Origin of the sequence: Diaphorobacter caeni, from assembly GCF_015354245.1 — a bacterium.
GTDB classification, from domain to species: Bacteria; Pseudomonadota; Gammaproteobacteria; order Burkholderiales; family Burkholderiaceae_C; genus Diaphorobacter_A; species Diaphorobacter_A caeni.
Genome location: NZ_JADKYZ010000003.1, coordinates 375,895 through 399,149, shown reverse-complemented (window position 1 = coordinate 399,149; position 23,255 = coordinate 375,895). Strand labels below are relative to the sequence as shown.

General features: G+C 64.1%; 25 protein-coding genes. 16 read left to right on the top strand and 9 right to left on the bottom strand.

All coding sequences use genetic code 11. The features are described 5' to 3' along the window. Positions 1–8: 8 nt before the first annotated feature. From ISG32_RS09520 to ISG32_RS09500, 5 genes are all read right to left on the bottom strand, one after another. Complete coding sequence (locus ISG32_RS09520; protein WP_194770771.1) at positions 9–1,292, bottom strand: O-acetylhomoserine aminocarboxypropyltransferase/cysteine synthase family protein; 1,284 nt, start codon at positions 1,290–1,292, stop codon at positions 9–11. Positions 1,293–1,475: 183 nt separating this feature from the next. Continuing rightward, on the bottom strand, positions 1,476–2,138 hold the full coding sequence (locus ISG32_RS09515) for a 3'-5' exonuclease (RefSeq protein WP_194770770.1): 663 nt from the start codon (positions 2,136–2,138) through the stop codon (positions 1,476–1,478). A gap of 11 nt (positions 2,139–2,149) precedes the next feature. Then, positions 2,150–4,156, bottom strand: a complete 2,007-nt coding sequence (locus tag ISG32_RS09510) for a peptidase U32 family protein (protein WP_194770769.1) — start codon at positions 4,154–4,156, stop codon at positions 2,150–2,152. Positions 4,157–4,226: 70 nt separating this feature from the next. Next, entirely contained in the window at positions 4,227–4,847 is a 621-nt protein-coding gene (locus ISG32_RS09505) for a hypothetical protein (RefSeq protein ID WP_228529693.1), read from the bottom strand. A 95-nt stretch (positions 4,848–4,942) separates the two neighbouring features. After that, entirely contained in the window at positions 4,943–5,686 is a 744-nt protein-coding gene (locus tag ISG32_RS09500) for an NUDIX hydrolase (RefSeq protein WP_194770768.1), read from the bottom strand. 114 nt (positions 5,687–5,800) lie between these two features. Between ISG32_RS09500 and ISG32_RS09495 the strand changes: the two genes are divergently transcribed. The 7 genes from ISG32_RS09495 (at position 5,801) to ISG32_RS09465 (ending at position 11,220) form a co-directional block, all read left to right on the top strand. Then, positions 5,801–6,379, top strand: coding sequence for an NADAR family protein (locus ISG32_RS09495; protein ID WP_194770767.1), 579 nt, complete (start codon positions 5,801–5,803; stop codon positions 6,377–6,379). Between the two features lie 40 nt (positions 6,380–6,419). Beyond that, on the top strand, positions 6,420–6,788 hold the full coding sequence (locus ISG32_RS09490; protein WP_194770766.1) for a hypothetical protein: 369 nt from the start codon (positions 6,420–6,422) through the stop codon (positions 6,786–6,788). Further along, entirely contained in the window at positions 6,781–7,395 is a 615-nt protein-coding gene (locus tag ISG32_RS09485) for a DUF4291 domain-containing protein (RefSeq protein ID WP_194770765.1), read from the top strand. Before ISG32_RS09490 ends, ISG32_RS09485 begins: the two co-directional genes overlap by 8 nt. Before the next feature lie 5 nt (positions 7,396–7,400). Then, positions 7,401–8,318: an ADP-ribosylglycohydrolase family protein gene (locus ISG32_RS09480; RefSeq protein WP_228529692.1), complete on the top strand. Its 918-nt coding sequence runs from the start codon at positions 7,401–7,403 to the stop codon at positions 8,316–8,318. Positions 8,319–8,397: 79 nt separating this feature from the next. Continuing rightward, the gene (locus ISG32_RS09475; RefSeq protein ID WP_194770764.1) at positions 8,398–8,640 is read left to right on the top strand and encodes a hypothetical protein; all 243 of its coding nucleotides are present in this window, start codon (positions 8,398–8,400) and stop codon (positions 8,638–8,640) included. 2 nt (positions 8,641–8,642) lie between these two features. Further along, positions 8,643–10,061, top strand: coding sequence for a tRNA adenosine(34) deaminase TadA (tadA, locus tag ISG32_RS09470; RefSeq protein ID WP_194770763.1), 1,419 nt, complete (start codon positions 8,643–8,645; stop codon positions 10,059–10,061). A gap of 109 nt (positions 10,062–10,170) precedes the next feature. Next, complete coding sequence (locus ISG32_RS09465; RefSeq protein ID WP_194770762.1) at positions 10,171–11,220, top strand: LD-carboxypeptidase; 1,050 nt, start codon at positions 10,171–10,173, stop codon at positions 11,218–11,220. Between the two features lie 23 nt (positions 11,221–11,243). Here ISG32_RS09465 and ISG32_RS09460 read toward each other — a convergent pair whose 3' ends face one another. Further along, a complete protein-coding gene (locus ISG32_RS09460; protein ID WP_194770761.1) occupies positions 11,244–11,969 on the bottom strand; it encodes a hypothetical protein in 726 nt (241 codons plus the stop codon). 8 nt (positions 11,970–11,977) lie between these two features. Further along, positions 11,978–12,892: a LysR family transcriptional regulator gene (locus ISG32_RS09455; RefSeq protein ID WP_194770760.1), complete on the bottom strand. Its 915-nt coding sequence runs from the start codon at positions 12,890–12,892 to the stop codon at positions 11,978–11,980. 103 nt (positions 12,893–12,995) lie between these two features. On the opposite strand from ISG32_RS09455, the gene ISG32_RS09450 reads away from it, so the two are divergent. From ISG32_RS09450 to ISG32_RS09410, 9 genes are all read left to right on the top strand, one after another. Next, positions 12,996–13,868 (top strand): HpcH/HpaI aldolase/citrate lyase family protein, encoded by an 873-nt coding sequence (locus ISG32_RS09450; protein ID WP_194770759.1) that lies wholly within the window; start codon positions 12,996–12,998, stop codon positions 13,866–13,868. A 56-nt stretch (positions 13,869–13,924) separates the two neighbouring features. Next, positions 13,925–14,932 carry a tripartite tricarboxylate transporter substrate binding protein gene (locus ISG32_RS09445; RefSeq protein WP_194770758.1) on the top strand — a complete coding sequence of 336 codons (1,008 nt, stop codon included), beginning with the start codon at positions 13,925–13,927 and terminating at the stop codon, positions 14,930–14,932. A 25-nt stretch (positions 14,933–14,957) separates the two neighbouring features. Further along, positions 14,958–16,115 (top strand): CoA transferase, encoded by a 1,158-nt coding sequence (locus ISG32_RS09440; protein ID WP_194770757.1) that lies wholly within the window; start codon positions 14,958–14,960, stop codon positions 16,113–16,115. An 87-nt stretch (positions 16,116–16,202) separates the two neighbouring features. Continuing rightward, entirely contained in the window at positions 16,203–16,907 is a 705-nt protein-coding gene (locus ISG32_RS09435; protein ID WP_194770756.1) for a YebC/PmpR family DNA-binding transcriptional regulator, read from the top strand. A gap of 35 nt (positions 16,908–16,942) precedes the next feature. After that, positions 16,943–17,422, top strand: a complete 480-nt coding sequence (locus tag ISG32_RS09430) for a hypothetical protein (protein ID WP_194770755.1) — start codon at positions 16,943–16,945, stop codon at positions 17,420–17,422. 419 nt (positions 17,423–17,841) lie between these two features. Beyond that, positions 17,842–18,795 (top strand): adenylate/guanylate cyclase domain-containing protein, encoded by a 954-nt coding sequence (locus tag ISG32_RS09425; RefSeq protein WP_323745916.1) that lies wholly within the window; start codon positions 17,842–17,844, stop codon positions 18,793–18,795. A gap of 98 nt (positions 18,796–18,893) precedes the next feature. After that, the gene (locus tag ISG32_RS09420; RefSeq protein ID WP_194770754.1) at positions 18,894–19,328 is read left to right on the top strand and encodes a DoxX family protein; all 435 of its coding nucleotides are present in this window, start codon (positions 18,894–18,896) and stop codon (positions 19,326–19,328) included. Positions 19,329–19,372: 44 nt separating this feature from the next. Next, positions 19,373–19,783 carry an OsmC family protein gene (locus ISG32_RS09415; protein WP_194770753.1) on the top strand — a complete coding sequence of 137 codons (411 nt, stop codon included), beginning with the start codon at positions 19,373–19,375 and terminating at the stop codon, positions 19,781–19,783. Positions 19,784–19,810: 27 nt separating this feature from the next. Further along, complete coding sequence (locus ISG32_RS09410) at positions 19,811–20,710, top strand: pirin family protein (RefSeq protein ID WP_194771013.1); 900 nt, start codon at positions 19,811–19,813, stop codon at positions 20,708–20,710. Between the two features lie 9 nt (positions 20,711–20,719). Here ISG32_RS09410 and ISG32_RS09405 read toward each other — a convergent pair whose 3' ends face one another. Both ISG32_RS09405 and ISG32_RS09400 read right to left on the bottom strand, forming a co-directional pair. Then, complete coding sequence (locus ISG32_RS09405; protein ID WP_194770752.1) at positions 20,720–21,499, bottom strand: sulfurtransferase; 780 nt, start codon at positions 21,497–21,499, stop codon at positions 20,720–20,722. 48 nt (positions 21,500–21,547) lie between these two features. Next, entirely contained in the window at positions 21,548–23,221 is a 1,674-nt protein-coding gene (locus ISG32_RS09400) for a SulP family inorganic anion transporter (protein ID WP_194770751.1), read from the bottom strand. Between the last annotated feature and the right edge of the window lie 34 nt (positions 23,222–23,255).

Below are 23,255 nucleotides of genomic sequence, written 5' to 3'. Positions count from 1 at the left end.
GCCTCTGTTTATACCGCTGCGAGCGCCTGATCCAGATCCGCCAGCAGATCATCGATGTGCTCGATGCCCACCGACAGACGCACCATGCCCTCGGTCACGCCTGCCTTGGCGAGTTCTGTGGCGTCTAGCTGGCGGTGGGTCGTGGAGGCCGGGTGCGTGGCGAGCGACTTGGCGTCGCCGATGTTCACCAGTCGCGTGAACAGCTGCAGCGCGTCAAGGAAGCGTGCACCGGCGGCGCGTGCGTCTTCGCCTGACGACTTCAGGCTGAACGACAGAATGCCCGAGGCGCGGCCGCCCGACTGCTTCTGCACGATGGCGTGGTCGGGATGGTCCTTGAGGCCCGCGTAGCGCACCCATTCGATCTTGGGGTGTTTCTGCAGCGTCTCGGCGATCTTCTGGGTGTTCTCGCAGATGCGGTCCATGCGCAGCGCGAGCGTCTCGATGCCCTGCAGGATCTGGAAGGCGTTCTGCGGCGAGATCGCGGCGCCCATGTTGCGCAGCGGCACGACGCGCGCGCGGCCGATGTAGGCGGCCGGGCCGAGGGCTTCGGTGTAGACCACGCCGTGGTAGCTCACGTCGGGTTCGTTCAGGCGCTTGAAGCGCTCCTTGTGCTCTGCCCACGGGAATTTGCCGCTGTCCACGATGGCGCCGCCCACGCTGGTGCCATGGCCGCCGAGGTACTTGGTGAGCGAGTGCACGACGATGTCGGCGCCGTGCTCGATGGGGCGCAGCAGATAGGGGCTGGGCACCGTGTTGTCGACGATCAGCGGCACGCCATGCGCATGCGCCACGTCGGCGAGCGCGCGGATGTCGGTCACGTTGCCGAGCGGGTTGCCGATGGATTCGATGAAGACGGCCTTGGTCTTCGCGTCGATCAGCTTGCCGAAGCTTGCGGGATCGCGCGCGTCGGCAAAACGCACCTCGATGCCCTGCTGCGGGAAGGTGTGGGCGAACAGATTGTAGGTGCCGCCGTAAAGCGTGGCGGCCGAGACGATGTTGTCGCCCGCTTCGGCGATCGTCTGGATCGCGTAGGTGATCGCCGCCATGCCCGAAGCCACCGCCAGCGCGGCGATGCCGCCCTCCAGCGCCGCGACGCGCTTTTCCAGCACGTCCGTGGTCGGATTCATGATGCGCGTGTAGATGTTGCCCGGAACCTTCAGATCAAACAGATCCGCGCCATGCTGCGCGCTGTCGAACGCGTAGGCGACGGTCTGGTAGATCGGCACCGCGACGGCCTTGGTGGTGGGGTCGGGGGAGTAGCCGGCGTGGACGGCCAGGGTTTCGATGCGCATGGGTCAGGTCTCCGAGAGGTTGAACAGAACACGAGCCGGGCGCGCGCGTGTCGGCACCAGCGCGTCCGGAGTTGACGGTGATTGTTGCCGCAGGGTGCGGCGAGACTAACGAAGGTTTCGCTATGAGCTTATGTGCCGCGCCCGATCCCGTTGTGCGGAATGACGCGACCCAGAGCAAGGTGCTTATGTGCCCGATTGTGCCGCAGTGCGCGGCCGGGGAGCTGGACGGGCAGGCGCAGGCGGCTGCTTCGCCTCCCATGTCGCCAGATGCGCGAACACCATCGCCGGTGCATGGGCGTCGTTGGCCGCGTAGCGGATCTGGCTTTCGGTCAGGCGTTCGTTGGACCAGTTGGAGGTGGTCACCTTCTTGGACTTGCGCAGGCTCTCGCCGAGCACCATGGCGATGGCGGCGCGCACTCCGGTCGATGCGCCGAAGCCGTGGCGCTTGAAGATGCGGTCGAGGTCGATCACGTTCTGCATCTCGACCTGCAGGCGGCCCTGCAGCTGGCTGCGATCGTTGTCGAGGCCGAAACCCGCCTTGGTGATGCGTGCATCGCCGAGCACCTCGCGGGTGAGGGCAAAGGCCTCGGCGCGGCGCATCTGCAACAGCCAGCATTCCGTGGTCGTGGCGAACTGCACGAGGTGCGGGCCGGTGTCCTTGGCGCCGACCTGAAAGAGCGGCTTGCTCTCGGTGTCGAAACCCAGCACGGACGCGGCGAGCAGGGCGGCGCGGGCGCGGGCGAAATCCTCGTCGCTTGCGGGAATGTGGATCGCCGAATCCGCGAGCGCCACGAACGGCGGCAGCAGCGCGGATTCTTCCTTGGTCGGTGCTTTGCGGCGCGTCATCAGCTTGCGGTTCAGACGCCGGTGCGTGGCGCGGGGCGCGTGCGGTAGAACTGCATCGGATGCTCCTGCATGTCTTTGGCGTGCTGGTTCATCACCGAGCGCTTCATCTTGCCGACCACATGCATCTCGCAGGGCTTGCAGTCAAAGCGCAGCGTGAGCTTTTCCTTGCCGTTGATGAGCTGCAGCGGCTCGGCCTTGATGGTGCCCTTCACGCCGATCACGCCCTTGGCCTGCTTGGGGCACAGGCTCATCGAGAAGCGCACGCAGTGCTTGGTGATCATCAGGCTGACTTCGCCTTCCTCTTCCTTGCTCTCGTAGGCCGCGTCGATCACCTTCACGCCGTGCTTGACGTAGAAGTCGTGCGCCTTCTGGTTGAACACGTTGGCAAGGTAGGTGAGCGTGTCTTCAGGGAAGGGCACGGGCGGCTCGACCGGCACGGCGCGCGGCAGGCGCACAAAGCCTTCGGCGCGAGCTGTCTCGAGCGAGGCCACGGCCTCGCGGCGCAGCTGGTTGAGCACGGAGGCGGGGACGAACCAGGGCTCGGACACGTTGAGGGCGATGTCGTGCGCCTCGAAGATCGTCGCGCCGAAACGGCCGAGCTGCTCGCGCAGCGTGGCTTCGGCCTTGGCGGCGTCGGTGGCGCTCTGGTGCTCCTGCTCGACCTCGGCGGCACCGACAAAGCCGTCCTCGTCGGTCAGCGTGAGCGCGAAGCCGTTGGCGGTTTCCTTGAAATCGGCCCACATGCCGATGCGGCGCTCGCTCGACTTCTTCTCGAGCGTGCGCACCCAGTCCATGTCGCGGTTGCGGTTGATCTCGAGGCCCTTGCGCAGGTCCTTGAACTCGCTGATGTCGTTCTTGGGGAACGCGCGCCAGATGCCTTTCTTGGCATGCACGCATTCCACGCGGTTGATGTGCACGCCCACCAGTTCCTTCTGCAGGTCGTAGTAGCACAGGCCGTCACCGTTGTGCAGTTCGATGTCCTTGTCGGCGGTTTCCAGCTCGAACCACTTGTCGCCCACCTGCGTGACCCAGCCGATGGAGCGGCCGGGCGTCTTGGGCGTGTCGAACGCGCCGATGTCGTCCTTGCGGCCGTTGACGAAATAGTCGGTGAACTCGCGGTTGAAGTTCTGGTCCGGATCGGGTTCGAAGAACAGTGTGGTGAGCCCCGAGGACGAGCGCGCCAGGGGCGCGTCCGAGAATTCGCGTTCCTCGATCACCTCGTCGAGCAGCTTGCGGTAGTGGGCCGTGATGTTCTTCACGTAGCCCATGTCCTTGTAGCGGCCCTCGATCTTGAAGCTGCGCACGCCCGCGTCGATCAGCGCGCGCAGGTTGTCGCTCTGGTTGTTGTCCTTCATCGACAGCACATGCTTTTCGTGCGCGATGATGCGGCCGCTCTGGTCCGTCACTTCATACGGCAGGCGGCAGGCCTGGTTGCAGTCGCCGCGATTGGCGCTGCGGCCGGTGTGCGCGTGGCTGATGAAGCACTGGCCCGAATAGGCCACGCACAGCGCGCCGTGCACGAAGAACTCGATGGTGGTGCGGCTCGGGTCGGTCGCCGCACGGATCGCCTCGATCTGCTGGAGATCGAGCTCGCGCGCCAGCACGATCTGGGACAGGCCCGCGTCCTGCAGAAAGCGCGCCTTCTCGGGCGTGCGGATGTCGGTCTGGGTGGACGCGTGCAGCTGGATCGGCGGCAGGTCGATCTCGAGCAGACCCATGTCCTGGATGATCAACGCGTCCGCTCCGGCCTCGTAGATCTGCCAGGCCATCTTGCGCGCGTCTTCGAGTTCGTCGTCGCGCAGAATGGTGTTGAGCGTGATGAAGATGCGGCTGCCGAAGCGGTGCGCATGCTTGATGAGCCGCTCCAGATCGCGCATGTCGTTGCCCGCCGTCGCGCGCGCGCCGAAGGCCGGACCGCCGATGTAGATGGCGTCGGCGCCGTGGTTGATGGCTTCGATCCCGATGTCGGCATCGCGGGCCGGGGAGAGCAGTTCGAGCTGGTGGGGCAGGAGAGACATAAGGGCGCGATTATCTCAGGATCGACCGGATTCCGGGGAGGGCGGGTGAATGCCCCGCTCCCATCCAGCATCAGCATTGCCAGAGCAGCTTGCCCAGACCGGGTTTCGTGCAGTCGCAGCGAAACACGTAGGCGCAGCCTCCGCCGAAGTTCATTTCCGTTGCGTGGTCCGGCCCTTCCTCCAGTTGCGCTGCCAATTGCATGGGTTTGCCGCAGGCGTCGCACTCAGGCGTCTCGTCATCTTGAAGCCACGAAGGCTCGCTGCCTATCTGGCCCAGCACGCGGCGGGGGGATTCGCCGCTCTCTTCGGCCCATTTTTGGCGGGCCTTGTCGTAGTCGGGCTCGGCGGACTCCACCAGCGTGGCCCCGTAGCGCGTGGCGCGGACGGTCTCGCCTTCTTCGGGGGGATCGACCAATTGGAGGTCACTCGCCGGCACCACCAGTACTTTGTTGCCGCCTTCGTTGGCATCCCATTCCTCGCACGCGCCGGGGTCGTTCTGGCACATGAAGACCAGCAACAAGGTCGAGTCGGCCTCGTTGCGCAACTGCCCCTGGAACTGCATGTTGCCGCTGCAGCAGGCGCAGGTCGGCCAGTCGAGCTGGCCCGCTGGCGCGCTGGGCATGCCGCCGAACATGGTCTGCTCCGTGGCCTGTTCGCCGGTTTCCGGGAGATTGATCATCAAAGTGGTCATGTTGGGTTCGTCGTTGCAGTGATAAAACAGCCCGAATGTTGATCGCGCCAGCATGCTATCGCCCAGCCGGAATAACCCGGTCCGGGAGGGGCGGATCAGCTTCCCGAGCGCGGACTGAAAGTGCGCGGAAACACCACCGCCGCGCTCCGGTCCGCAAGCCGGTAGCCCATGGCCGGGCGGTTGGATGTGCCCTCGACATGCCCGGCCTCCACCAGAAACTGCGCGGCCAGCATGCGGGTGCGAAAGCCGCTTTTGTCCACCGGGCGGCCGAGCACGGTCTCGTAGACCTGCTGCAGCTGGGGCAGGGTGAAGGGCTCGGCCAGCAGAAACGCGGGCAGCGAGGTGTATTCGACCTTGCCGCGCAGGCGCTCGACGGCGGCCTGCAGGATGTCGCCGTGATCGAAGGCGAGCTTCGGGCGGGCGAGCATCTCGTCGACCTCGAACCACGCCACGTCGGCCGCGTTCGCGCCCTTGGCGAGCGTGATGTCGGAGCTGGGAATCAGCGCGAAATACACATGCGTGGCCGACCAGCCGCGCGGATCGCGCGCCTTGCCGCCCCAACTGCCGAGCTGCTCCAGATAGGGGCTGTCGACGCTGGTCTTCTCCTTGAGCTTGCGGCGCGCGCAGGCCTCGAGGTCCGCATCCAGATCGACGTTCACAAACCCGCCGGGCAGCGCCCACAGCGCGGGAAACGGCTCCCTCTCGCCTTCGGGGCGCTGGACCAGCAGCACCTTCAACCGGGCATCCACGACGGAGAAGATCACCACGTCGACGGTGGTGAACGGACGCGGAAAGTCGGGCACGCCGTTGGTTTTTGCGCGAGGAACGGTAACGGTCATGCGGAGGCTCTTGACGACTGGGATATTGGGTTGTATTGTACAACTTGCTTTTTAGTTGCATTGAACAACTTATATCCGATTCAACAAGAAAACCAACAAGAGAAAGGGCGCAACATGACCCATACAAAGACAGAAATCCGCACGGTGGCCGATCTGCTCTCGCAGCTCAATGCGGGCCTGCGTCCCAAATACCTGTTTTTCTGGGGTCATCAACCCGAGAAAGATGGCTCCGTCGGCAAGGGCTGTTTCAGCCAGTGGTTCCATGCGGAATTCACCGTCGACGGTGAGCGCTATCCCACGGCCGAACACTTCATGATGGCCGAGAAGGCGCGCCTGTTCGGTGACGAGGAGGCGCGTGCGCAGGTGCTGCTCGCGGGGTCCCCGGCCAGCGCCAAGCAGCTGGGGCGCGGCGTGCGGCATTTCGATGAGGGGCGCTGGCATGCCGAACGCTTTGACATCGTTGTGAACGGCAACGTCGCCAAGTTCGGCCAGAACCCCGCGCTGCGCGACTATCTGCTGTGCACAGGCCATCGCGTGCTGGTCGAGGCCAGTCCGCGCGACCGCATTTGGGGCATCGGCATGGGCGCATCCAACCCCGACGCCGAACGTCCGCAGAACTGGCGCGGGCAGAACCTGCTCGGATTTGCACTGATGGCCGCGCGCGAGCGGCTGCGCAGTGAAGCCGGGCAATGACGAGGAATCCAACCATCAATGAACCACAAGAGGTGGAAACATGACCCAGACCATCACTCTCTACAGACCGACCGGCCCGCATGAACTCGCGCTGGTCGAGGCCTCGGGCTTCACCCAATGGCCACCGCGTCTGCCGGATCAGCCGATCTTCTATCCGGTGACCAACGAGCAATACGCCACCGAGATCGCGCGCGACTGGAACGTGCCGGCCAGCGGCAGCGGCTTCGTCACGCGGTTTGCGGTCCGCAAGTCGTTCATGGACCGCTATGCCGTGCAGCAGGTCGGCGCGGCGCACCACACGGAATGGTGGGTGCCGGCCGAAGAGCTTGCGGAACTCAATGCGAACATCGTCGGCCGCATCGAGGTGATCCGGCGGTTTCCGCAAGAGGAGGGAGGCCGCGATGCTTGAGACCGCTGCGCATCTCGCTCAGGCGGCGCGTTGGCCGGGGACGGGCGAGCATGTGCTCGCGCATTTCGACGATGCGTCGGTGATCATCTATCAGGCATATCGCCCGTCCATTGCCGATTTCGCGATCACGCATGGTCACTTCGGTGGGCCGGATTTCAGTTTCTCCCGCATGAGCTGGATAAAGCCCAATTTCCTCTGGATGATGTATCGCTGCGGCTGGTGCACCAAGCCGAGTCAGGAGAAGGTGCTTGGGCTGCGCATATCGCGGCCCTTCTTCGAGTCGCTGCTGCGGGCTGCGGTGGCATCGACTTTCGATCCGCAGCGGTTTGCGAGTCACGAGGCGTGGCAGCAGGCCGTGGCGGATTCCGACGTGCGCATGCAATGGGACCCGGACCACGCGCCCAGCGGAATGAAGCTGGCGCGGCGTGCCGTGCAGCTCGGCCTGCGCGGCGAGGCCTTGCACCGTTTTGCGGGCGACGAACTGCTGGAGGTCATCGACATGACGGACTTCGTGAACGCGCAGCGGCCGCACGCGCGGGATGATGAGCCGCTTCTGTTGACGCCGGTGGAGCGGGTCTATCCGTGGGATGGAGAGGCAAAGGGGTAAGGCACATGAGTGACGATGACATGCTCGATCGCTTTCACGGCGCGCTGCTGGGGCTCGCCTGTGGTGACGCGGTCGGCACGACCGTGGAGTTCCAGCCGCGCGGCAGCTTCACACCGGTGATCGACATGGTCGGCGGCGGGCCGTTTTCGCTCAAGGCCGGGCAGTGGACGGATGACACCTCGATGGCCTTGTGTCTGGCCGAGAGCCTGCTGACCAAGGGCACATGCGACCCGCATGACCAGATGACGCGGTATGCGAACTGGTACCAGTGGGGCTACTGGAGCTCGACCGGGCGCTGCTTTGACATCGGCATGGCGACACGCGCCGCCGTCGAGCAGTTTCTGCGGACGGGCGAGCCGCTGGCGGGAAGCGTCGATCCACAGAGCGCGGGCAATGGCTCGCTGATGCGGTTGGCGCCCGTGGCCATGCGGTACTGCGGCGACGAGGCGCTGGCGCAGGAGATGGCCGCGCTCAGTTCGCGCACCACGCACGGGGCTGCGGAATGTCTGGATGCCTGCCGCTTGTTCGCCGTGGCGCTGGGCCGGGCCCTGAGTGGTTGCAGCAAGCGCGAGGTGCTGGATCTGGCGGGGCTGAATTTCGCAAGCCCCAGGATTCAGCGGATCGCAGAGGGCAGCTATCTGGATAAGGGCCGGGACGAGATTCGCGGATCGGGCTATGTGGTCGAAAGCCTCGAAGCGGCGCTCTGGTGCTTTGCGCGGCGCGACAACGTCTGGGATGCGGTGCTCGATGGGGCCAACCTCGGCGACGACGCGGACACCACCGCCGCGATCACCGGCCAGATCGCCGGTGCGATGTGGGGCGCGCGCAGCCTGCCGTCGACATGGCTGGCGCGCCTTTGCATGGCGGACGATATCCGTGATCTGGCGACGCGGCTGTTCGAGGCCAGCCGGAGCAGGCGCTGAAACGCTCGCGGAATCGTTCGCCGATGGGCGCGGTGCTTGCGCTACAGTGAGCGCCTTGTCCGTGCGGAGGGTTGATCAGATGCGATTTGGTTTTGGATTGGTGGGGCTGCTGGTGGCGCTCGCGATTGTCGGCGTGCTCGTCAAAAAGCAGATCAGCGCGACCAAAGTGGCCGTGCCTGCATCGGTTGCCGCTCCGGCCCATGGCGCGAGCGCGCCGCAGAACGTGCGCGAGCAGAGCCAGCAATTGCAGGAGCAGTTCAAGCAGCAGCTCGACTCGGCGCTGCAACAGGGGCAGGAACGCCTCGACAAGGAAGCGCAATAAGCATGGCGACGACGGTGACCATCGGCAGCCCGTGCGAGAACGACGAGCAGGGCATGCGCCTTGCGCTGGCGCTGGCGCGCGAGGCAGCGGCCGAGGGCGAGGTGCCCGTGGGCGCGGTACTGGTGCGCGATGGCAGGGTGCTTTCCACGGGGCGCAACGCGCCGATCGCGCAGCACGATCCCACGGCCCATGCGGAGCTGGCGGCGCTGCGGTCCGCGGCGCGGGCGCTGGGCAATTACCGGCTTGACGACTGCACGCTGTATGTGACGCTCGAACCTTGCCCCATGTGCGCCGGGGCCATGCTGCACGCCCGCTTGCCGCGCGTGGTGTTCGGCGCGGCGGACGCCAAGACGGGCGCCGCGGGATCGGTGGTCGATCTGTTTGCCGAGCCCTTGCTCAATCACCAGACGGAGATTCAGGGGGGCGTGCTTGCCGATGAATGCGGCATGGCGCTGAGCGAGTTTTTCCGGCAGCGGCGCAGCGAGCAGAAGGCGGAAAAGCGGCTGGCGCATCCGCTGCGTGAAGACGCCTTGCGTACGCCGGACAAGGCCTTTGCACAGTCCGCCGGGGAAGCATTTCCATGGGCACCGCGCTATGTCAGCGATCTTCCGGCGCTCGATGGTCTGCGCCTGCACTATCTCGATGAAGGCCCTCCAACGGATGCGTCGCGCACCTGGCTGCTGGTGCATGGATTGCCGGGCTGGAGCCAGGAATTCCGCACGATGATTACCACGTTGCTGGCAGCGGGTGATCGCGTGATCGCCGTGGATCTGCCGGGCTTTGGCCGAAGCGACAAGCCCAAGAAGGAGGGCGCCCACAGCGAGCGCTGGCATGCGCGGGTGATCCAGGAGCTCGTTGATCGACTCGATGCGCGGGGCATTGTGCTGGTCACGCAGGGGCTGGGCGGGCTGATTGGATTTGGTGTTCCGTTGGCGGCACCCGAGCGGTTTGCGGGCCTGTTGACCATCAATGCCTGGCTGCCGGATGCGACGGTGCCAGCGCCCAATGCCTTGCAGAAATGGATCGACCCCATCGCGCGCAAGCCGAGGCTGCCGCTGGGTGAGCACATGGCGCGGGCATCACGCAATGGCGCAGCGGAGGATGCGGTGTGGTGGGACGCGCCATTTAAGGACGCCGGATACCGCGCCGCTCTGCGCGCGTTCGCGGGATTCGTCCTGTCGCCGCAGGACCCCGAATGGGTCCGCGAGGTGCAGGACTTCTGGCGCGAGCGGTGGCGCGGAAAGTCGTTGGTGATCTCCGGCGGCGCTGACCTTGTCGTCGATCGCAATGCGGCCGACAGACTGCGTCAGAACCTGCACGGCGCGGGCGACGTGGTGGTGATTCCCGAGTTGGGGCATTTCATTTCGCGGCATGGAGCCGACGTGGCCTTGCGTGCTGTGGAATACTTCAGCCCATTCTGAGAATCCCATCACGCTCTGACCGCAGTCGAACCTGCGGTCTTCACATTTCTGACCACTGCCGACGCGGTGGTCTCCCTACTACATTCGGAGCAGGCGCAGCGCGCGCCTGATGACAGCCTTGGCCACCAAACAAAAAGCGGTTCACGAACACGACCATGACGCGCATGCCCACGACGCGCATGACCATGGGCATCACGGCCACGCGGCCTGCGATCACAACCATGGCCCGCAGCACATCTACATTTATTCGCCTTCCAGCGCGGTGCTCGACAAGGCCGCGTTCCGCCGTGGCGTCGCGCGCCTGAAGGCCATGGGCCACGAGGTCGAGATCGATCAGGATGCGCTCGCGCGCAGCACGCGCTTTGCGGGCGACGATGAAACCCGTCTCGCTGCCATTCACCGCGCAGCCGCCAGCGGCGCGGATGTGGCGATGATTGGACGCGGTGGCTACGGCCTCTCGCGCATTCTTCCGGGCATCAAGTACAAGGCCGTCGCCAAGGCCGTGGAAAAGGGCATGCGCTTCATCGGACAGAGCGACTTCACCGCCTTCCAGAACGCGGTGCTCGCGCAGACCGGTGCGACCACCTGGTCCGGCCCCTCGCTGATCGCCGATCTGGGTGTGGAGGGCGAGCCCGATGACATCATGCTCGCCTGCCTCGATGACCTGTTCACCGGCCACGGCGAAGGCAGCGGCTGGCGCATGGGCCACGAAAAGCCTCTGGCGAACGGCAAACCCGCCGTGCCCGATGTCTACTTCAAGAACGCCACGCTCTGGGGCGGCAACATGGCCATGCTGTGCTCGCTGCTCGGCACGCCGTACTTCCCGCAGATCAAGGGCGGCATTCTGTTCCTAGAAGACGTGGCCGAACATCCCTACCGCGTAGAGCGCATGTTCGCGCAGCTGCTGCAGGCGGGCGTGCTCAAGAACCAGAAGGCCATCATCATGGGCCAGTTCACCGGCTACCGCCTGGCACCGCACGACAAGGGCTACAAGATGCAGACCGCCATCGACTGGCTGCGCTCGCAGATCAAGGCTCCCGTGCTGACCAATCTGCCGTTCGGGCATGTGGCGACCAAGGTGCTGCTGCCGGTGGGTGCGCAGGTGTCGCTGTCGGTGGAGGGGCGTGATGCGCTGATCTACTGGGGGCATGCGCACTAAGCTCCTAAGCTCCGATTGGGTGCTTATTTTGCGGTGAGATCAAATTTTGGTGGTCGCACTGTTCGAAGCTCAAGTTCTGCCAGCGGTAGAACATGACTCGTATATGTGGCGGCATCGAAGTAAGCCAAATGGCTTTGTGACGACGCCAAGAAGTATCCTTGGCCAATTTCTTTCTCATGTTTGAGAACTTTGATGCAATTGGTACGAGATTTCTCGCAGCCCTTATAGAAATCACGATAGTCGGATTGGAAAATCTCTTCACCAATTGCTTTTCCAAGTCTTGCTGGCACGCCTGTGAATACATAGATTGCCAGCGTCAGTGGAATAAGTGAGGCGGCAATTGCCCCGCTGAATGCCATAACCTGAAGCAGTCGTTTGAGCCATCGGGGCCACAAATAGGCTCTTTGCTTTGATTGCGTGGATGGTTCAAGCGGAAGTTTTAGGATCCACAGATATAGCAAGAATAGGGCAACGCTCGCGGCTGTCCATAAGGCGTTCTTGAATGACAATACCAGCAACATCGCTGTCCCGCGCCAAATTGCGTAGTAGCCGTTGATGATGAGCCAATCCGTAGCTTTCGGGAACTGTTCCGCATTTACGCCCCATGCTTCAAGGTAAGCGGTATATACGGTAAATCCCAGTAAATGAAGAAGTACCGCGGCTGCACCAACAGAGATTGTTGCAGCGGTAAGAAGTCCTTTAGTTGTCAGGCGACGCGGTGGGTTGGAGGATGGGGTAGATGCATTCATTGCGACTCTTATTGGGGTTGTTTTGCAATAGCTGTGATTCTCAATGCCTCCTTATCTTTTAGCACACGTCGCGCACTCTCCACCACCTTGTGAATCAACCCCAGCCGTGCCGATGACCGCAGCCACATCACCCCGAATCTGCGGGATTGGGTGAATTCGGGCAGGGGCAGGCGCACCAGGCTCTGGCCGTCCGGCAGGTTGAGGGCGGTGTCGGGCACCAGTGCCACGCCGAGGCCACGGTCCACCATCATCGCGATGGCGACCAGCGAACTCAGTTCAAACCGCTCCTTGGGTGCGATGTGGGCGGTGCGCAGGTAACGATCGACCATCTGGCCGCCGCCGAGGTTGCGGTCATAGCGGATCAGTGGCTGGGTGCGCAGCAACTCGTGCGGTGCAAGATGGGCGAGGTGCCGGGGGGCCAGCAGGATCAGCGGTTCCTCGCGCAACTGGGTCCAGTCGAAGGTCTTGGCAAGCGGAAATGAGGGATAAAGGCAGACGGCGGCATCGATGTCGCCTTGCTGCACGGCCTCGTAGAGCTGATGGGTCGTGGCTGACTGCAGGAACACCTTGACCTCGGGGCACTGCTTGACGAAGTCCGCGAGGATGTCGGGCAGCAGGCTGTGCAGGGCGGTGTTGATGGTGCCGATGACCAGTTCGCCGCGCGTGCCGTCGTCGTTGACCAGCGTGTGGGCGTTGGCCAGTTCGCGCAGCAGGGTGGGTGCGCTTTGCGTCAGGCGGTGGCCTGCGGGCGTGGGCACGACGGTGCGTCCCGCGCGGGCGAGCAGCGGTGTCTTGAACTCTTTTTCGAGAATGCGCATCTGCTGCGCTACGGCGGCCGCCGTGATGTGCAGGCGTCGTGCGGCTTCAGCCATTGAGCCGGTTTCCACGACCAGCATGAAGCTTTGAAGGTAACTGGTTTCCATGCGGTCAATGGATCAGGGTTAACGCTGAAAAGATAGATTTTCTTTTGTCTGAACCAATGTTAGCTGTATTTTTCAGGGCGCGGGCTGAATCCACAATGGCGGTATGAGAAGCAAATTGTTTGTTCCGGGCTCGCGGCCCGAACTGTTCGAGAAAGCGCTGGCGAGTGCGGCCGACAGTCTGTCGTTCGATCTGGAAGACGCCGTGGCAGAGTCGCGCAAGAACGAAGCGCGTGGACTGCTGCGGGACTTTCTGGTCAGCGATGCTTCGCGTGCCCATGCCAAGACCGTCATCGTGCGGGTCAACGCGATGGACACGCCGCACTTCGCACAGGACGTGGCCGAGGTGGTGCGCGAGGGCGTGCAACTGATCAATCTGCCCAAGCCCGAGAGCCCGGAGCATGTGGTGGCCGCCGCGCATGCGGTGGCCGATGCTGCGCGTGCCAACGGCGTGACGCAGGCACCGGGGCTGCTGCTCAATATGGAGACGCCGAAGTCGCTGCGCATCGGCGCGGCGCTGGCGCTCGCGCACCCAAGCGTGAAGGGGCTGCAGCTCGGTCTGGGCGATCTGTTCGAGCCGTATGGCATTCATCGCCGCGAGCCGTCCGCGATTGCGCAGGCGCTGTTTGCGGTGCGCATGGCGGCTGCGGAGGCCGACGTCTGGGCGTATGACGGCGCGTTCGCGAACATCAAGGATGTCGATGGGTTCCGTGCCGAATGCGAGCTGTCGCGGCGCATGGGATTTCTCGGCAAGACCTGCATTCATCCCAGCCAGATCGCGATTGCGAACGAGGTGTTTCAGCCTTCGCCGAAGGAAATCGACGAGGCGCTCAAGGTCGTCGAGGCGGCGCGCAACGCCGATCAGAACGCCTTGGGTGCTTATGTGGTGGATGGAAAGATGATCGACAGGCCGTTCGTGCTGCGTGCCGAGGCCATCGTGAAGAGCGCGCGGGCGCTGGGGTTGATCGCAAGCAACTGATGCGCGGTCGATTTGATTTTTGAAAATGCCAACAACGAATTGAGCAGGAGACTGTGATGACCATTCAAACCAAGCTGTCCTTCGCGCGCCGCCATGTTGCGGTCGCTGCACTGGCTTTCACCGCCGTCGCCACCATGGGTGCAGCCCCCGCGCTGGCATCCGACGCGGCTTATCCGAGCAAGCCGATCACGATGATCGTGCCTTATCCGCCAGGCGGCTCCAATGACGTGTTCGCACGCCAGATCGCCAAGGAGATCGGCGACATCCTCAAGCAGCCCATCATCGTTGACAACCGTCCCGGCGCGAGCGGCAACACTGGCACGGCTTTCGTGACCAAGGCTGCACCCGATGGCTACACGCTCGTCGCGGTGTCGTCGAGCATGACGACCAACGCCGGCGTGCAGCCGAAGATGCCGTTCGATCCGGTGAAGAACCTCGCTCCGATCGCGATGTTCGCCAAGGGGCCGATGGTGGTCGCGGTGAACAACGAGTTCCCGGCAAGCAACCCGACCGAGCTGATCAAGGCGATCAAGGCCCAGCCCGGCAAGTTCAACTACGCCACGTCCGGTACGGGCAGCGTGAACCACATGGCCACGGAGTATCTGCGTTCGATGGTCCCGGGCTTCGACATCACCCACGTGCCCTACAAGGGCCAGGGGCCGGCGGTGACCGACGTGATCGGCAATCAGGTGCAGATGCTGATCTCGAGCGGTCCGTCGATTCTGCCGATGATCCGCAACGGCAAGCTCAAGGCCGTCGGCATCACCAGCCTCAAGCCAAGCCCGATTGCCCCCGAGCTGACGCCGATGGCCACGGCCGTGCCGGGCTATGAGTTCGATCTGTGGTGGGGCATGCTGGCACCCGCAGGCACGCCCGCCAGCATCGTGAACACGCTCAACAAGGCCGTGAATCAGGCGCTTGCCAAGCAGGAACTCAAGGACCAGTTCCTGAGGGAGGGCGCCATCGTGACGCCGATCACGCCAGCGCAGTTCGGCGACGTGGTCAAGGGCGATGTCGAGCGCTGGAAGAAGCTCGCGAAAGAACGCAACATCGTCGCGGATTGATCCGCGAACCCGGAAAGTCTGAATCATGAGCTTTGCTCCAACTGAACGCAAAGGACCCATGGGTCCGCTCAGCGGCGTGCGCGTGCTTGACCTGAGTGCCTACATTGCCGGGCCTTACGGCTGCTCCCTGCTGGCGGATCAGGGTGCGGAGGTTATCAAGGTCGAGCCCCCGGTGGGCGATAACCTGCGCAAATATCCATCGACTCTGGAGGCTGAAAGCCGCGCGTTTGTTGGCGTGAACCGCAGCAAGTGGGGCATGGTGCTCGATTTGAAGCAGGAGGCAGATCACGCGGTGCTGATGCGTCTGGTGCGCGACGCCGATGTACTGGTCCACAACTTTCGCCCTGGAGTGCCGGAGCGTCTGGGAATCGGCTTTGAGCAGCTGGCGCTGATCAATCCGCGTCTCGTCTATTGCAGCGTGACGGGTTATGGCGGCAAGGGGCCGCTCAAGGCCAAGGCCGGTTACGACCAGGTGCTGCAGACCATGACGGGCATGTGCAGCATGCAGGGCAAGGCGGGAGGGCCCCCGGAAATTCTGTACGGCTCGGTGGTCGACTATTACGCTTCTGCCCTGGTGGCGGGCGGTGTGGCATCGGCGCTCTATGAGCGGGAGAAAAGCGGACTGGGCCAGCATGTGGGCGTGTCGCTGCTGCGCGCGGCGTTGACCATGCAATCCGCACGCCTGATCTGGGCCGAAGGCGAGCCGCGCGAAGTGGGGCGCGACATGCGCTCGGGCGGCATCACCGGCATCCATCCGACAAAGAGCGGCTACATCTATCTCTCGGCGAACACCCAGCATTTCTGGGCAGCGCTCTGCGCGAAGACGGGCCTTGCCGAGATCGCGGCCAACGAGCGCTACGACTCGGTGCGCAAGCGTGCCCAGCACAAGGACGAACTCGTTCCCAAGCTGCGCGAGGCGCTCGCGGCGCACACGGCTCTGGAGTGGGAGTCCATCTTCGGCGAGGAAGTCCCCTGCGCGGCGGCCCGCACCGTCGAGGACATGTTCGACAACCCGCAGGTGCAGGCGGAGGCCATGATCGCCACGTTCGAGCACCCGACGCTTGGCAGCTATCGGGGCTTTACACGGGCCGTCGAATTCGACCGTACGCCGGGCCCGGAGCCTTTCGCGGCGCCGGTTCTGGGGCAGCACACCGAGGCGCTCAAGACCCGGGTCGGGCAGTAAAAATGAATTTCGAGAGCCAATGCGAGCCTCTCGGATTTCAATCTGCGCGAAAATGCGCGGTTCTTCTAATACCAAGGGATCGCAGCCATGGGCGCGCAATGGAAAGCTAAAGGCAAGGCGCTGGTCGCCGATGCCAAGGGAAAACTGTTCGGCAAACTCGTCAAGGAAATCACCGTCGCCGCACGGGCCGGTGGCGATCCCGGCAGCAATGCCGCTTTGCGCATGGCGGTGGACGCCGCCCGCAAGGCTTCCATGCCCAAGGACACGCTGGAGCGTGCGATCAAGAAGGGTTCGGGCGTCGGCGCGGATGCCGTGAACTACGAGCGCGTGGTGTTCGAGGGCTATGCCCCGCATCGCGTGCCGGTGATGGTCGAGTGTCTGACCGACAACCCCAACCGCACGGCTCCCAACATGCGCGTGCTGTTCCGCAAGGGCCAGATGAGCGCCGTGGCGTGGGATTTTGACCATGTGGGCATGATCGAGGGCGAGGCGGCCAGCGCCGATGCCGACATGGAAATGGCGGCCATCGAGGCAGGCGCACAGGATTTCGAGGCGGGCGACGAGGAGGGCGTGACGCTGTTCATCACCGATGCCACGGATCTGGATCTGGTCAGCAAGGCGTTGCCCGCGCAGGGCGTGAAGGTGCTGTCGGCCAAGCTCGGCTACAAGGCCAAGAACCCGATCAGCGCGGCCTCGCTGAGCGCCGAAGCCATGGAAGAGGTGCAGGCGTTTCTGGCCGGCCTCGAGAACGACGACGACACGCAGCACGTGTACGCCGGTCTGGTGGACTGATCCTTTTTCCCCGCCGATTCGCTCAAGGCAACGACATGGGCCGCCCCAGCCTCGCGTGGACCGACGAGATGCTTGCGCTCTTGGGCACGGACAAGGATTCCGTGCTTGCGGAGCGCTGGGGCACGACGGCCAAGACGGTGAATCTCAAGCGCAATGCGCTCGGCATTTCCGCATTCGGGCATGTGCTCTGGACCGGGGAGATGCTGGCCTGCCTTGGCAAGGAGGTCGATGCCGAGCTGGCCCGGCGCTTCGGCATCAGCAAGGCCAGCGTGATCGCCAAGCGGCAGGAACTGTCGATTGCCCCCGCCGTGGCTTCGGGTGCGGTGCCATCGACTTCGCACGCATCCCGTTTTGAATGGACGCCCAAGGCCGTGGCGTTGCTCGGTACGCAGTCGGACGCCAAGGTGGCCGCATTGCTGGGACTGTCCCGGCTGACGGTCTACAACGCGCGTGTCTCGCGTGGGATCGCTCCGGGGCGTTCCGCGAAAAGCGAGGGCGGTGACGTCACAGGCTGAGCTGCCAGGTCCCCAGTTGGAAAAGCATTCCATGGGACAGCACCAGATGGATCAATAGCATGGGAGCGGGCGGTCGAAGCGAGGTCGGGGGAAAAGAGACGGGTTCAGGAGGCCGTGGGCCTCTTGCACGGAAACCCGGAATTATCGATCAAAGCCTGTTGCGTCATTGAGTCATATGCGCCCGCAGTCTGCGGCATTTGTAAATATCCATTCCGCAAAGACCAATTCGGTTGACAATTGATGTCACAGTGCCAATGTGACAGAACGCTGTTTCCTTGGCATTATGCCGATAATCGGTTTGCAATCGTGATTGATAAATCACATTCACCAAGTGGAGTCAGCCATGACTCCTGTCGTGTCTGATCACAAGGAAGAGGGGAATTCGTGACGCGTGCCAACGCCCGCAAAGGGTCAGCATTGTGACTGGAGCGCAGACAACCGTCGTTTTTGCCGACATCGTGGGCAGCACGTCATTGTATGAAACGCTTGGCAATGAGCGCGCAGCGCTCATGGTGACCGAGGTCGTGCAGTGGATGGCCGCGCGCATCGAGGCGGAGGGCGGCCGGGTGGTCAAGACGCTGGGCGACGGAGTGATGGCGCTGTTCGCCGATCCGTCCGTCGCCGTCAGCGGCATGCTCAACGTGATGCGCGAGCACCGCGAGCGGATTGCCGAGCCGGTCCACACCATCAATCCCGATGTGCGCGTGGGCCTGGACTGCGGCGAGGTGCTCGACGTGGGCGGCGACTGCTATGGCGACGCGGTCAATACCGCCGCACGTCTGTGTGACCGTGCGGCGGCAGGCGAGATCTGGGCAACCGAGGCGGTGGTCAACGTTACGGGCGACAACATGCCGAACGCGCGCTTTGTGCGCCTTGGGCATCTCAAGGTGCGCGGCAAGGCGGAGCCGCTTCTGATGTACCAGATCGAATGGCGGCAGGACGAGGGCGCCGACATGCTCACGCAGCAGGGCGGTCTCACCGAGTTCGGCGCGGTCACGGCGACGTCGCCGCTGCAGATCCAGTTCTCGTGGGGGCGCGCGCACATGCAGTTCCGCTCCACTGAAGTGCCGGTGAATGTGGGGCGTTCGAGCGAGGCCCATCTCTACATCGACGACCAGCGCGTCTCGCGCCTGCATGCGCGCATCGATTGGGTCGAAGGCGCGTTCGTGCTGACCGATCTGAGCACCTTCGGCACCTGGGTGCGGTTTGACGGCAGCGACACGCCGATCCAGTTGCGCCGCGACAGTTGCATTCTTCATGGCAATGGCGAGCTCGCGCTCAGCCTGCCGTTCAGCGCGGAAGACGCGCCTCGCATCGCCTTCCACGTGACGGGCACGAATCTGCGCTTCGGCGAGGGCATGGGTTCGCGCTGAGGGCGTTCCACCCGCCTCGTTTTTGACGCGCCTTCATCCTACAAGGCGCAAGCCGTCCACCCGGTTAGGGTAACGCGTCACTTCAAAGGGAGACGCACATGGTCACGGCGACACACACCTCGCGCTCGGGTCTGGATTCCGCTTTGCTGCTGGTGGCCCGGTTGCTGCTGGCCTATTTGTTTCTGCCTGCCGGAATCGGCAAGATCACGGGCTTTGAAGGTACGGTTGGTTACATTGCTTCCCAGGGTTTACCCGTTCCCCAATTGCTGGCTGCGGCGGCCATCGTTGCGGAAGTGGGCGGTGGGCTGGCGTTGATTCTGGGCTTTCAGACGCGTCTCGTGTCCTGGGGGCTGGCATTTTTCACGCTGATGGCGGCCTGTCTGTTCCACAACTACTGGACGGTGACGGGCGCGCAGGCAGCCACGCAGCAGCTCCTGTTCAACAAGAATCTGGGTGTGGTCGGCGGGCTGCTGGCCTTGTCCGTGGCGGGCGCGGGTGCGTGGAGCATGGATGGCAAACGGGTCGGCTACTGAACCCTTTGCGGTGAATGGCGGCATCAACGAGAGAGGACACAAAGATGATCGAACTTGAACGCATCGCGGGCACGCCGATGGCGGCCGAACTGCGCATTCGCGAGCATGTGCTGCGCGTCGATGCGCCGCCCAAGGAGGGCGGCGAGGACACGGGCCCCGAGCCGCATGATCTCTACGATGCGGCGCTGGCTTCCTGCAAGGCGCTCACGGTGCTTTGGTACGCGCGCCACAAGGGCTGGACGATCAACGGCCTCACGACGCAGGTGGAGCGTGATGCGGGTGCGGAGCGCTCGGGAACGTACCGCCTGGCCGTGCGCATGCAGGTCGATGCGGACCTGAGCGACGCCCAGTGGGCCGAGCTGCAGCGCGCCGCCGGGAACTGCCCGATCCACAAACTCATGACCAAGGTGACCACCGAAATCTCGACCGAGGTTGCGCATGGCCACAGTGGTTGATCTCTCGCCTGAGCATTCACCATGATGATGAACGGTCCTACCTCGCTGCGTCTGTCGGGACATGTGAAAGACCTCGGCGGAGGCTTCGTCGTGCGCCGCATGCTGCCCTCGCTGCAATGCCGGGCCATCGGGCCGTTCGTGTTCTTTGATCACTTCGGGCCGGTGGCGGTCACGCCGCAGTCGCAGATCGACGTGCGGCCGCATCCGCACATCGGGCTGGCGACGGTGACCTATCTGTTTGAGGGCGCGATGATGCATCGCGACAGCCTTGGCTCCGAGCAGCTCATCGAGCCCGGCGCGATCAACTGGATGACGGCGGGGCGCGGCATCGTGCATTCGGAGCGCAAGCCACAGCACCTCGCCGCGGCCAGCTACACCAACCATGGCATCCAGCTCTGGGCCGCCTTGCCGCTGTCGGACGAGCAGATGCAGCCCTCGTTCACCCACACGCCCGCTTCGCGCATTCCGCAGTTGAAGGTGGATGACGCCCAGGTGCGGGTGCTCATCGGATCGGCCTTCGATCACCGTTCGCCCGTGAAGACGCTGACCGAGACGCTGTATCTCGACATCGTGCTCCAGGCGGGCGGAGGGATCGAGCTTCCCGTCAGCCTCAACGAGACCGCCATCTACACCGTGGACAACGACGCGATGCTTGGCCGCGAATTCATTCCGCGCCACACGCTCGCGGTGCTCGATCCGCACCATGTCTCGCAGATCGAGAACGCCTCGCGCACCGACACCGTGCGGCTGATCGTCATCGGCGGCATGCGGCTCGATGCACCGCGCCATCTGTGGTGGAACTTCGTGGCGAGCGACACGGCGCTCATCGAGCGCGCGGCGCAGCGCTGGGAGGACCGCACCATGGGCAGCGTGCCCGGCGACGAAGAGTTCATTGCGCTGCCGGAGCGCTACGTTCGCCGCCGTTGATCTGTCGTCCTATTTGCTCTCGTCGGCGACTGCGGCGGGCGTCTCGCTGTGCATCCGGGGAACGCTGCTCAGATCGACCCCGAGCGCCTCGCGTCTGTCGAACACGAAGCAGCCGCCGCTGTAGTGCGAGCCATCGGTCAGCTCGAAATATTTGAGGATGCCGCCTTCGAGCTGGTAGACGTTGTCGATGCCTTCGTTCTGCATGAGGATGGCGGCCTTCTCGCAGCGGATGCCGCCGGTGCAGAAGCTCACCACCGTCTTGCCCTCGAACTCGGCCTTGTTGGCGCGCAGGGCGTCCGGGAACTCGGTGAACTTGGTGATGCGCCAGTCGATGGCGTTGTCGAAGGTGCCCTCGTCGACTTCGAAATCATTGCGCGTGTCGAGCGTGACCACGGGGCGGCCCGCGTCGTCGTGTCCGGCTTCCAGCCAGCGGCGCAGCGTCTCGGGCGTGACGGCCGGCGCGCGTCCGGATGCGGGGCGGATCGTCGGCATGTTCATGCGGATGATCTCGTTCTTCACCTTCACCAGCATCTTGCGGAACGGCTGCTGGTCGGACCAGCTTTCCTTGGGCTCGAGCGACGCGAAACGCGCGTCCTGCTTGAGCTCTGCAATGAAGCCGCGCACCTCGTCGGCACCGCCGGCCAGGAACATGTTGATGCCTTCTTCGGCGATGAGGATCGTGCCCTTGAGTCCGGCGTTCACCGCACGCTCATGCAGCACGTCGCGCAGCGCGGCGGCATCGGGCAGGGGGGTGAACAGATAGGTGGAGATATTCAATACCGGATTCACGGCGGGGTCCAAAAAAGAGTGGTGACAGACAACGGCGGCGGGGCGCAATTATCCTTCAGCGCGCTTGCGCAGGGCGGCCAGCGTTTCGGTATCCGTACGGTAGAGCGCGAGATTCGCGTCTCCCGTCAGTGCGCCGGCGCGCTCGATGCGCTGCTCGACCGGCAGCTTGAGGCCGCTGAGAATCAGCATGCCGCCACGTTTTTGCATCTGCGCGCGCAGGCGCTGGAAGGTCTCCACGCCGGTGATGTCGATGCGGTTGATCGGTGAGGCGAAGATGCACACGTCGCGCAGATCGGGGCGCTTTTGCAGCTCGCTCGTGACGCGGCGCTCGAGCGACGCGGCGCTTGCGAAGTCCAGTTCCGCATCCATGCGCAGGGCCAGCAGATGCGGCGCGAGCACCGGCAACTGCCACAGATGGCGGTCGCGCAGGCTGCCGTCGGGATGCTCGCCGACCTCGATGATGCGCGGATGCATGCGCTGGTAGAGAAAGAAGCACAGGTTGGCGACCACCCCCACGAGCACGCCCCAATAGATGCGCGGCGCGGTGGCGATGGTGATCACGAAGGTGACGATGCCGATGCCGGCCTCCACGCGCGAGATCTTCCACAGGCGCAGCAGCTCGCCCGGCTTGAAGAGGCCGGTCACGGCGGTCACGACCACGGCGGCCAGCACGGCGTCGGGCACATGGTAGAGCTCGGGCATCAGCCACAGCAGCGCCACCAGCACCAGCGCGGTGGCGAACAGGTTGGCCCAGCCGGTCTGCGCGCCCGCATACATGTTGAGCGCCGAGCGGGAGAACGATGCGCTGGTCGCGAAACCGCCCGAGAAGCCGGAGCTGATCTTGGCCAGACCCTGCGCGATCAGGTCCTGGTTTTCATTCCACAGCGTGCCTTCGCGCTGGTGCTCGATCTTGGCGCTGGACGCGGTTTCGAGAAAGCTCACGAGCGCCACCATCATCACCGGCAGAATCAGCGCGCCGAACTCGTCGAAGCTGAGCCAGCCGGGCAGATAGAGACTCGGAAAGCCCGAGGGCAGGTGGCCGATCACGTCCCCGCCCCGGTCCGCAAAGCCGATGCTCCAGCTGATGAGGCCCGCGCCGGTGATCACGAGAATCGCACCGGGAAAGGTCGGGCGGATCTTCTTGGTGAGCGACAGCGCGATCACGCTGCCGATGCCGAAGGCCAGTGCGGTGTAGTCGAAATGATGGATCGACGGATTGCTGAAAAACGCGTGCCACGAGGTGCGCATGCCGAGCAGGGCGGGCAGTTGCGACAGCAGGATCAGCAGCGCCGCAGCCTGCGTGAAGCCGGTGAGCACGGGCGAGGTGATCAGGCTCACGAGCCAGCCAAAGCGCACCAGTCCGACCACCGCCTGCAGCAGACCCGAGAGAATTGCGAGCCACACGGCAAGCGACACCCAATGGGCGCTGCCGGGCTCGGCCATGCCGGTGAGCGAGGCCCCGATTAGCAGGCTGGTGAGCGCCGTGGGGCCGACGCCCAGACGCGTCGATGAACTGAACAGCACGGCGACGATGGCCGGAATCAGCGATGCGTAGATGCCCGTGACCAGCGGCATGCCCGCAAGCGCCGCATACGCCACGCCCTGCGGCACCAGCATCAGGCCGACGGTCATGCCGGCGATGAATTCACCTTTGAGCAGGTTCTTGGTGGGGCGGGGCCAATTGAGGAACGGCAGCCATTGGCGCAGGGTGTGCAGGTTCATTGCGGATGATTGTCTCTGTAGTCTTCGTGAGATG

Coding starts and splice junctions, on each gene's coding strand:
- ISG32_RS09520 (WP_194770771.1), bottom strand. CDS start 1,292: ATGCGCATCGAAACCCTGGCCGTCCACGCCGGCTACTCCCCCGACCCC.
- ISG32_RS09515 (WP_194770770.1), bottom strand. CDS start 2,138: ATGACGCGCCGCAAAGCACCGACCAAGGAAGAATCCGCGCTGCTGCCG.
- ISG32_RS09510 (WP_194770769.1), bottom strand. CDS start 4,156: ATGTCTCTCCTGCCCCACCAGCTCGAACTGCTCTCCCCGGCCCGCGAT.
- ISG32_RS09505 (WP_228529693.1), bottom strand. CDS start 4,847: ATGACCACTTTGATGATCAATCTCCCGGAAACCGGCGAACAGGCCACG.
- ISG32_RS09500 (WP_194770768.1), bottom strand. CDS start 5,686: ATGACCGTTACCGTTCCTCGCGCAAAAACCAACGGCGTGCCCGACTTT.
- ISG32_RS09495 (WP_194770767.1), top strand. CDS start 5,801: ATGACCCATACAAAGACAGAAATCCGCACGGTGGCCGATCTGCTCTCG.
- ISG32_RS09490 (WP_194770766.1), top strand. CDS start 6,420: ATGACCCAGACCATCACTCTCTACAGACCGACCGGCCCGCATGAACTC.
- ISG32_RS09485 (WP_194770765.1), top strand. CDS start 6,781: ATGCTTGAGACCGCTGCGCATCTCGCTCAGGCGGCGCGTTGGCCGGGG.
- ISG32_RS09480 (WP_228529692.1), top strand. CDS start 7,401: ATGAGTGACGATGACATGCTCGATCGCTTTCACGGCGCGCTGCTGGGG.
- ISG32_RS09475 (WP_194770764.1), top strand. CDS start 8,398: ATGCGATTTGGTTTTGGATTGGTGGGGCTGCTGGTGGCGCTCGCGATT.
- tadA (WP_194770763.1), top strand. CDS start 8,643: ATGGCGACGACGGTGACCATCGGCAGCCCGTGCGAGAACGACGAGCAG.
- ISG32_RS09465 (WP_194770762.1), top strand. CDS start 10,171: ATGACAGCCTTGGCCACCAAACAAAAAGCGGTTCACGAACACGACCAT.
- ISG32_RS09460 (WP_194770761.1), bottom strand. CDS start 11,969: ATGAATGCATCTACCCCATCCTCCAACCCACCGCGTCGCCTGACAACT.
- ISG32_RS09455 (WP_194770760.1), bottom strand. CDS start 12,892: ATGGAAACCAGTTACCTTCAAAGCTTCATGCTGGTCGTGGAAACCGGC.
- ISG32_RS09450 (WP_194770759.1), top strand. CDS start 12,996: ATGAGAAGCAAATTGTTTGTTCCGGGCTCGCGGCCCGAACTGTTCGAG.
- ISG32_RS09445 (WP_194770758.1), top strand. CDS start 13,925: ATGACCATTCAAACCAAGCTGTCCTTCGCGCGCCGCCATGTTGCGGTC.
- ISG32_RS09440 (WP_194770757.1), top strand. CDS start 14,958: ATGAGCTTTGCTCCAACTGAACGCAAAGGACCCATGGGTCCGCTCAGC.
- ISG32_RS09435 (WP_194770756.1), top strand. CDS start 16,203: ATGGGCGCGCAATGGAAAGCTAAAGGCAAGGCGCTGGTCGCCGATGCC.
- ISG32_RS09430 (WP_194770755.1), top strand. CDS start 16,943: ATGGGCCGCCCCAGCCTCGCGTGGACCGACGAGATGCTTGCGCTCTTG.
- ISG32_RS09420 (WP_194770754.1), top strand. CDS start 18,894: ATGGTCACGGCGACACACACCTCGCGCTCGGGTCTGGATTCCGCTTTG.
- ISG32_RS09415 (WP_194770753.1), top strand. CDS start 19,373: ATGATCGAACTTGAACGCATCGCGGGCACGCCGATGGCGGCCGAACTG.
- ISG32_RS09410 (WP_194771013.1), top strand. CDS start 19,811: ATGAACGGTCCTACCTCGCTGCGTCTGTCGGGACATGTGAAAGACCTC.
- ISG32_RS09400 (WP_194770751.1), bottom strand. CDS start 23,221: ATGAACCTGCACACCCTGCGCCAATGGCTGCCGTTCCTCAATTGGCCC.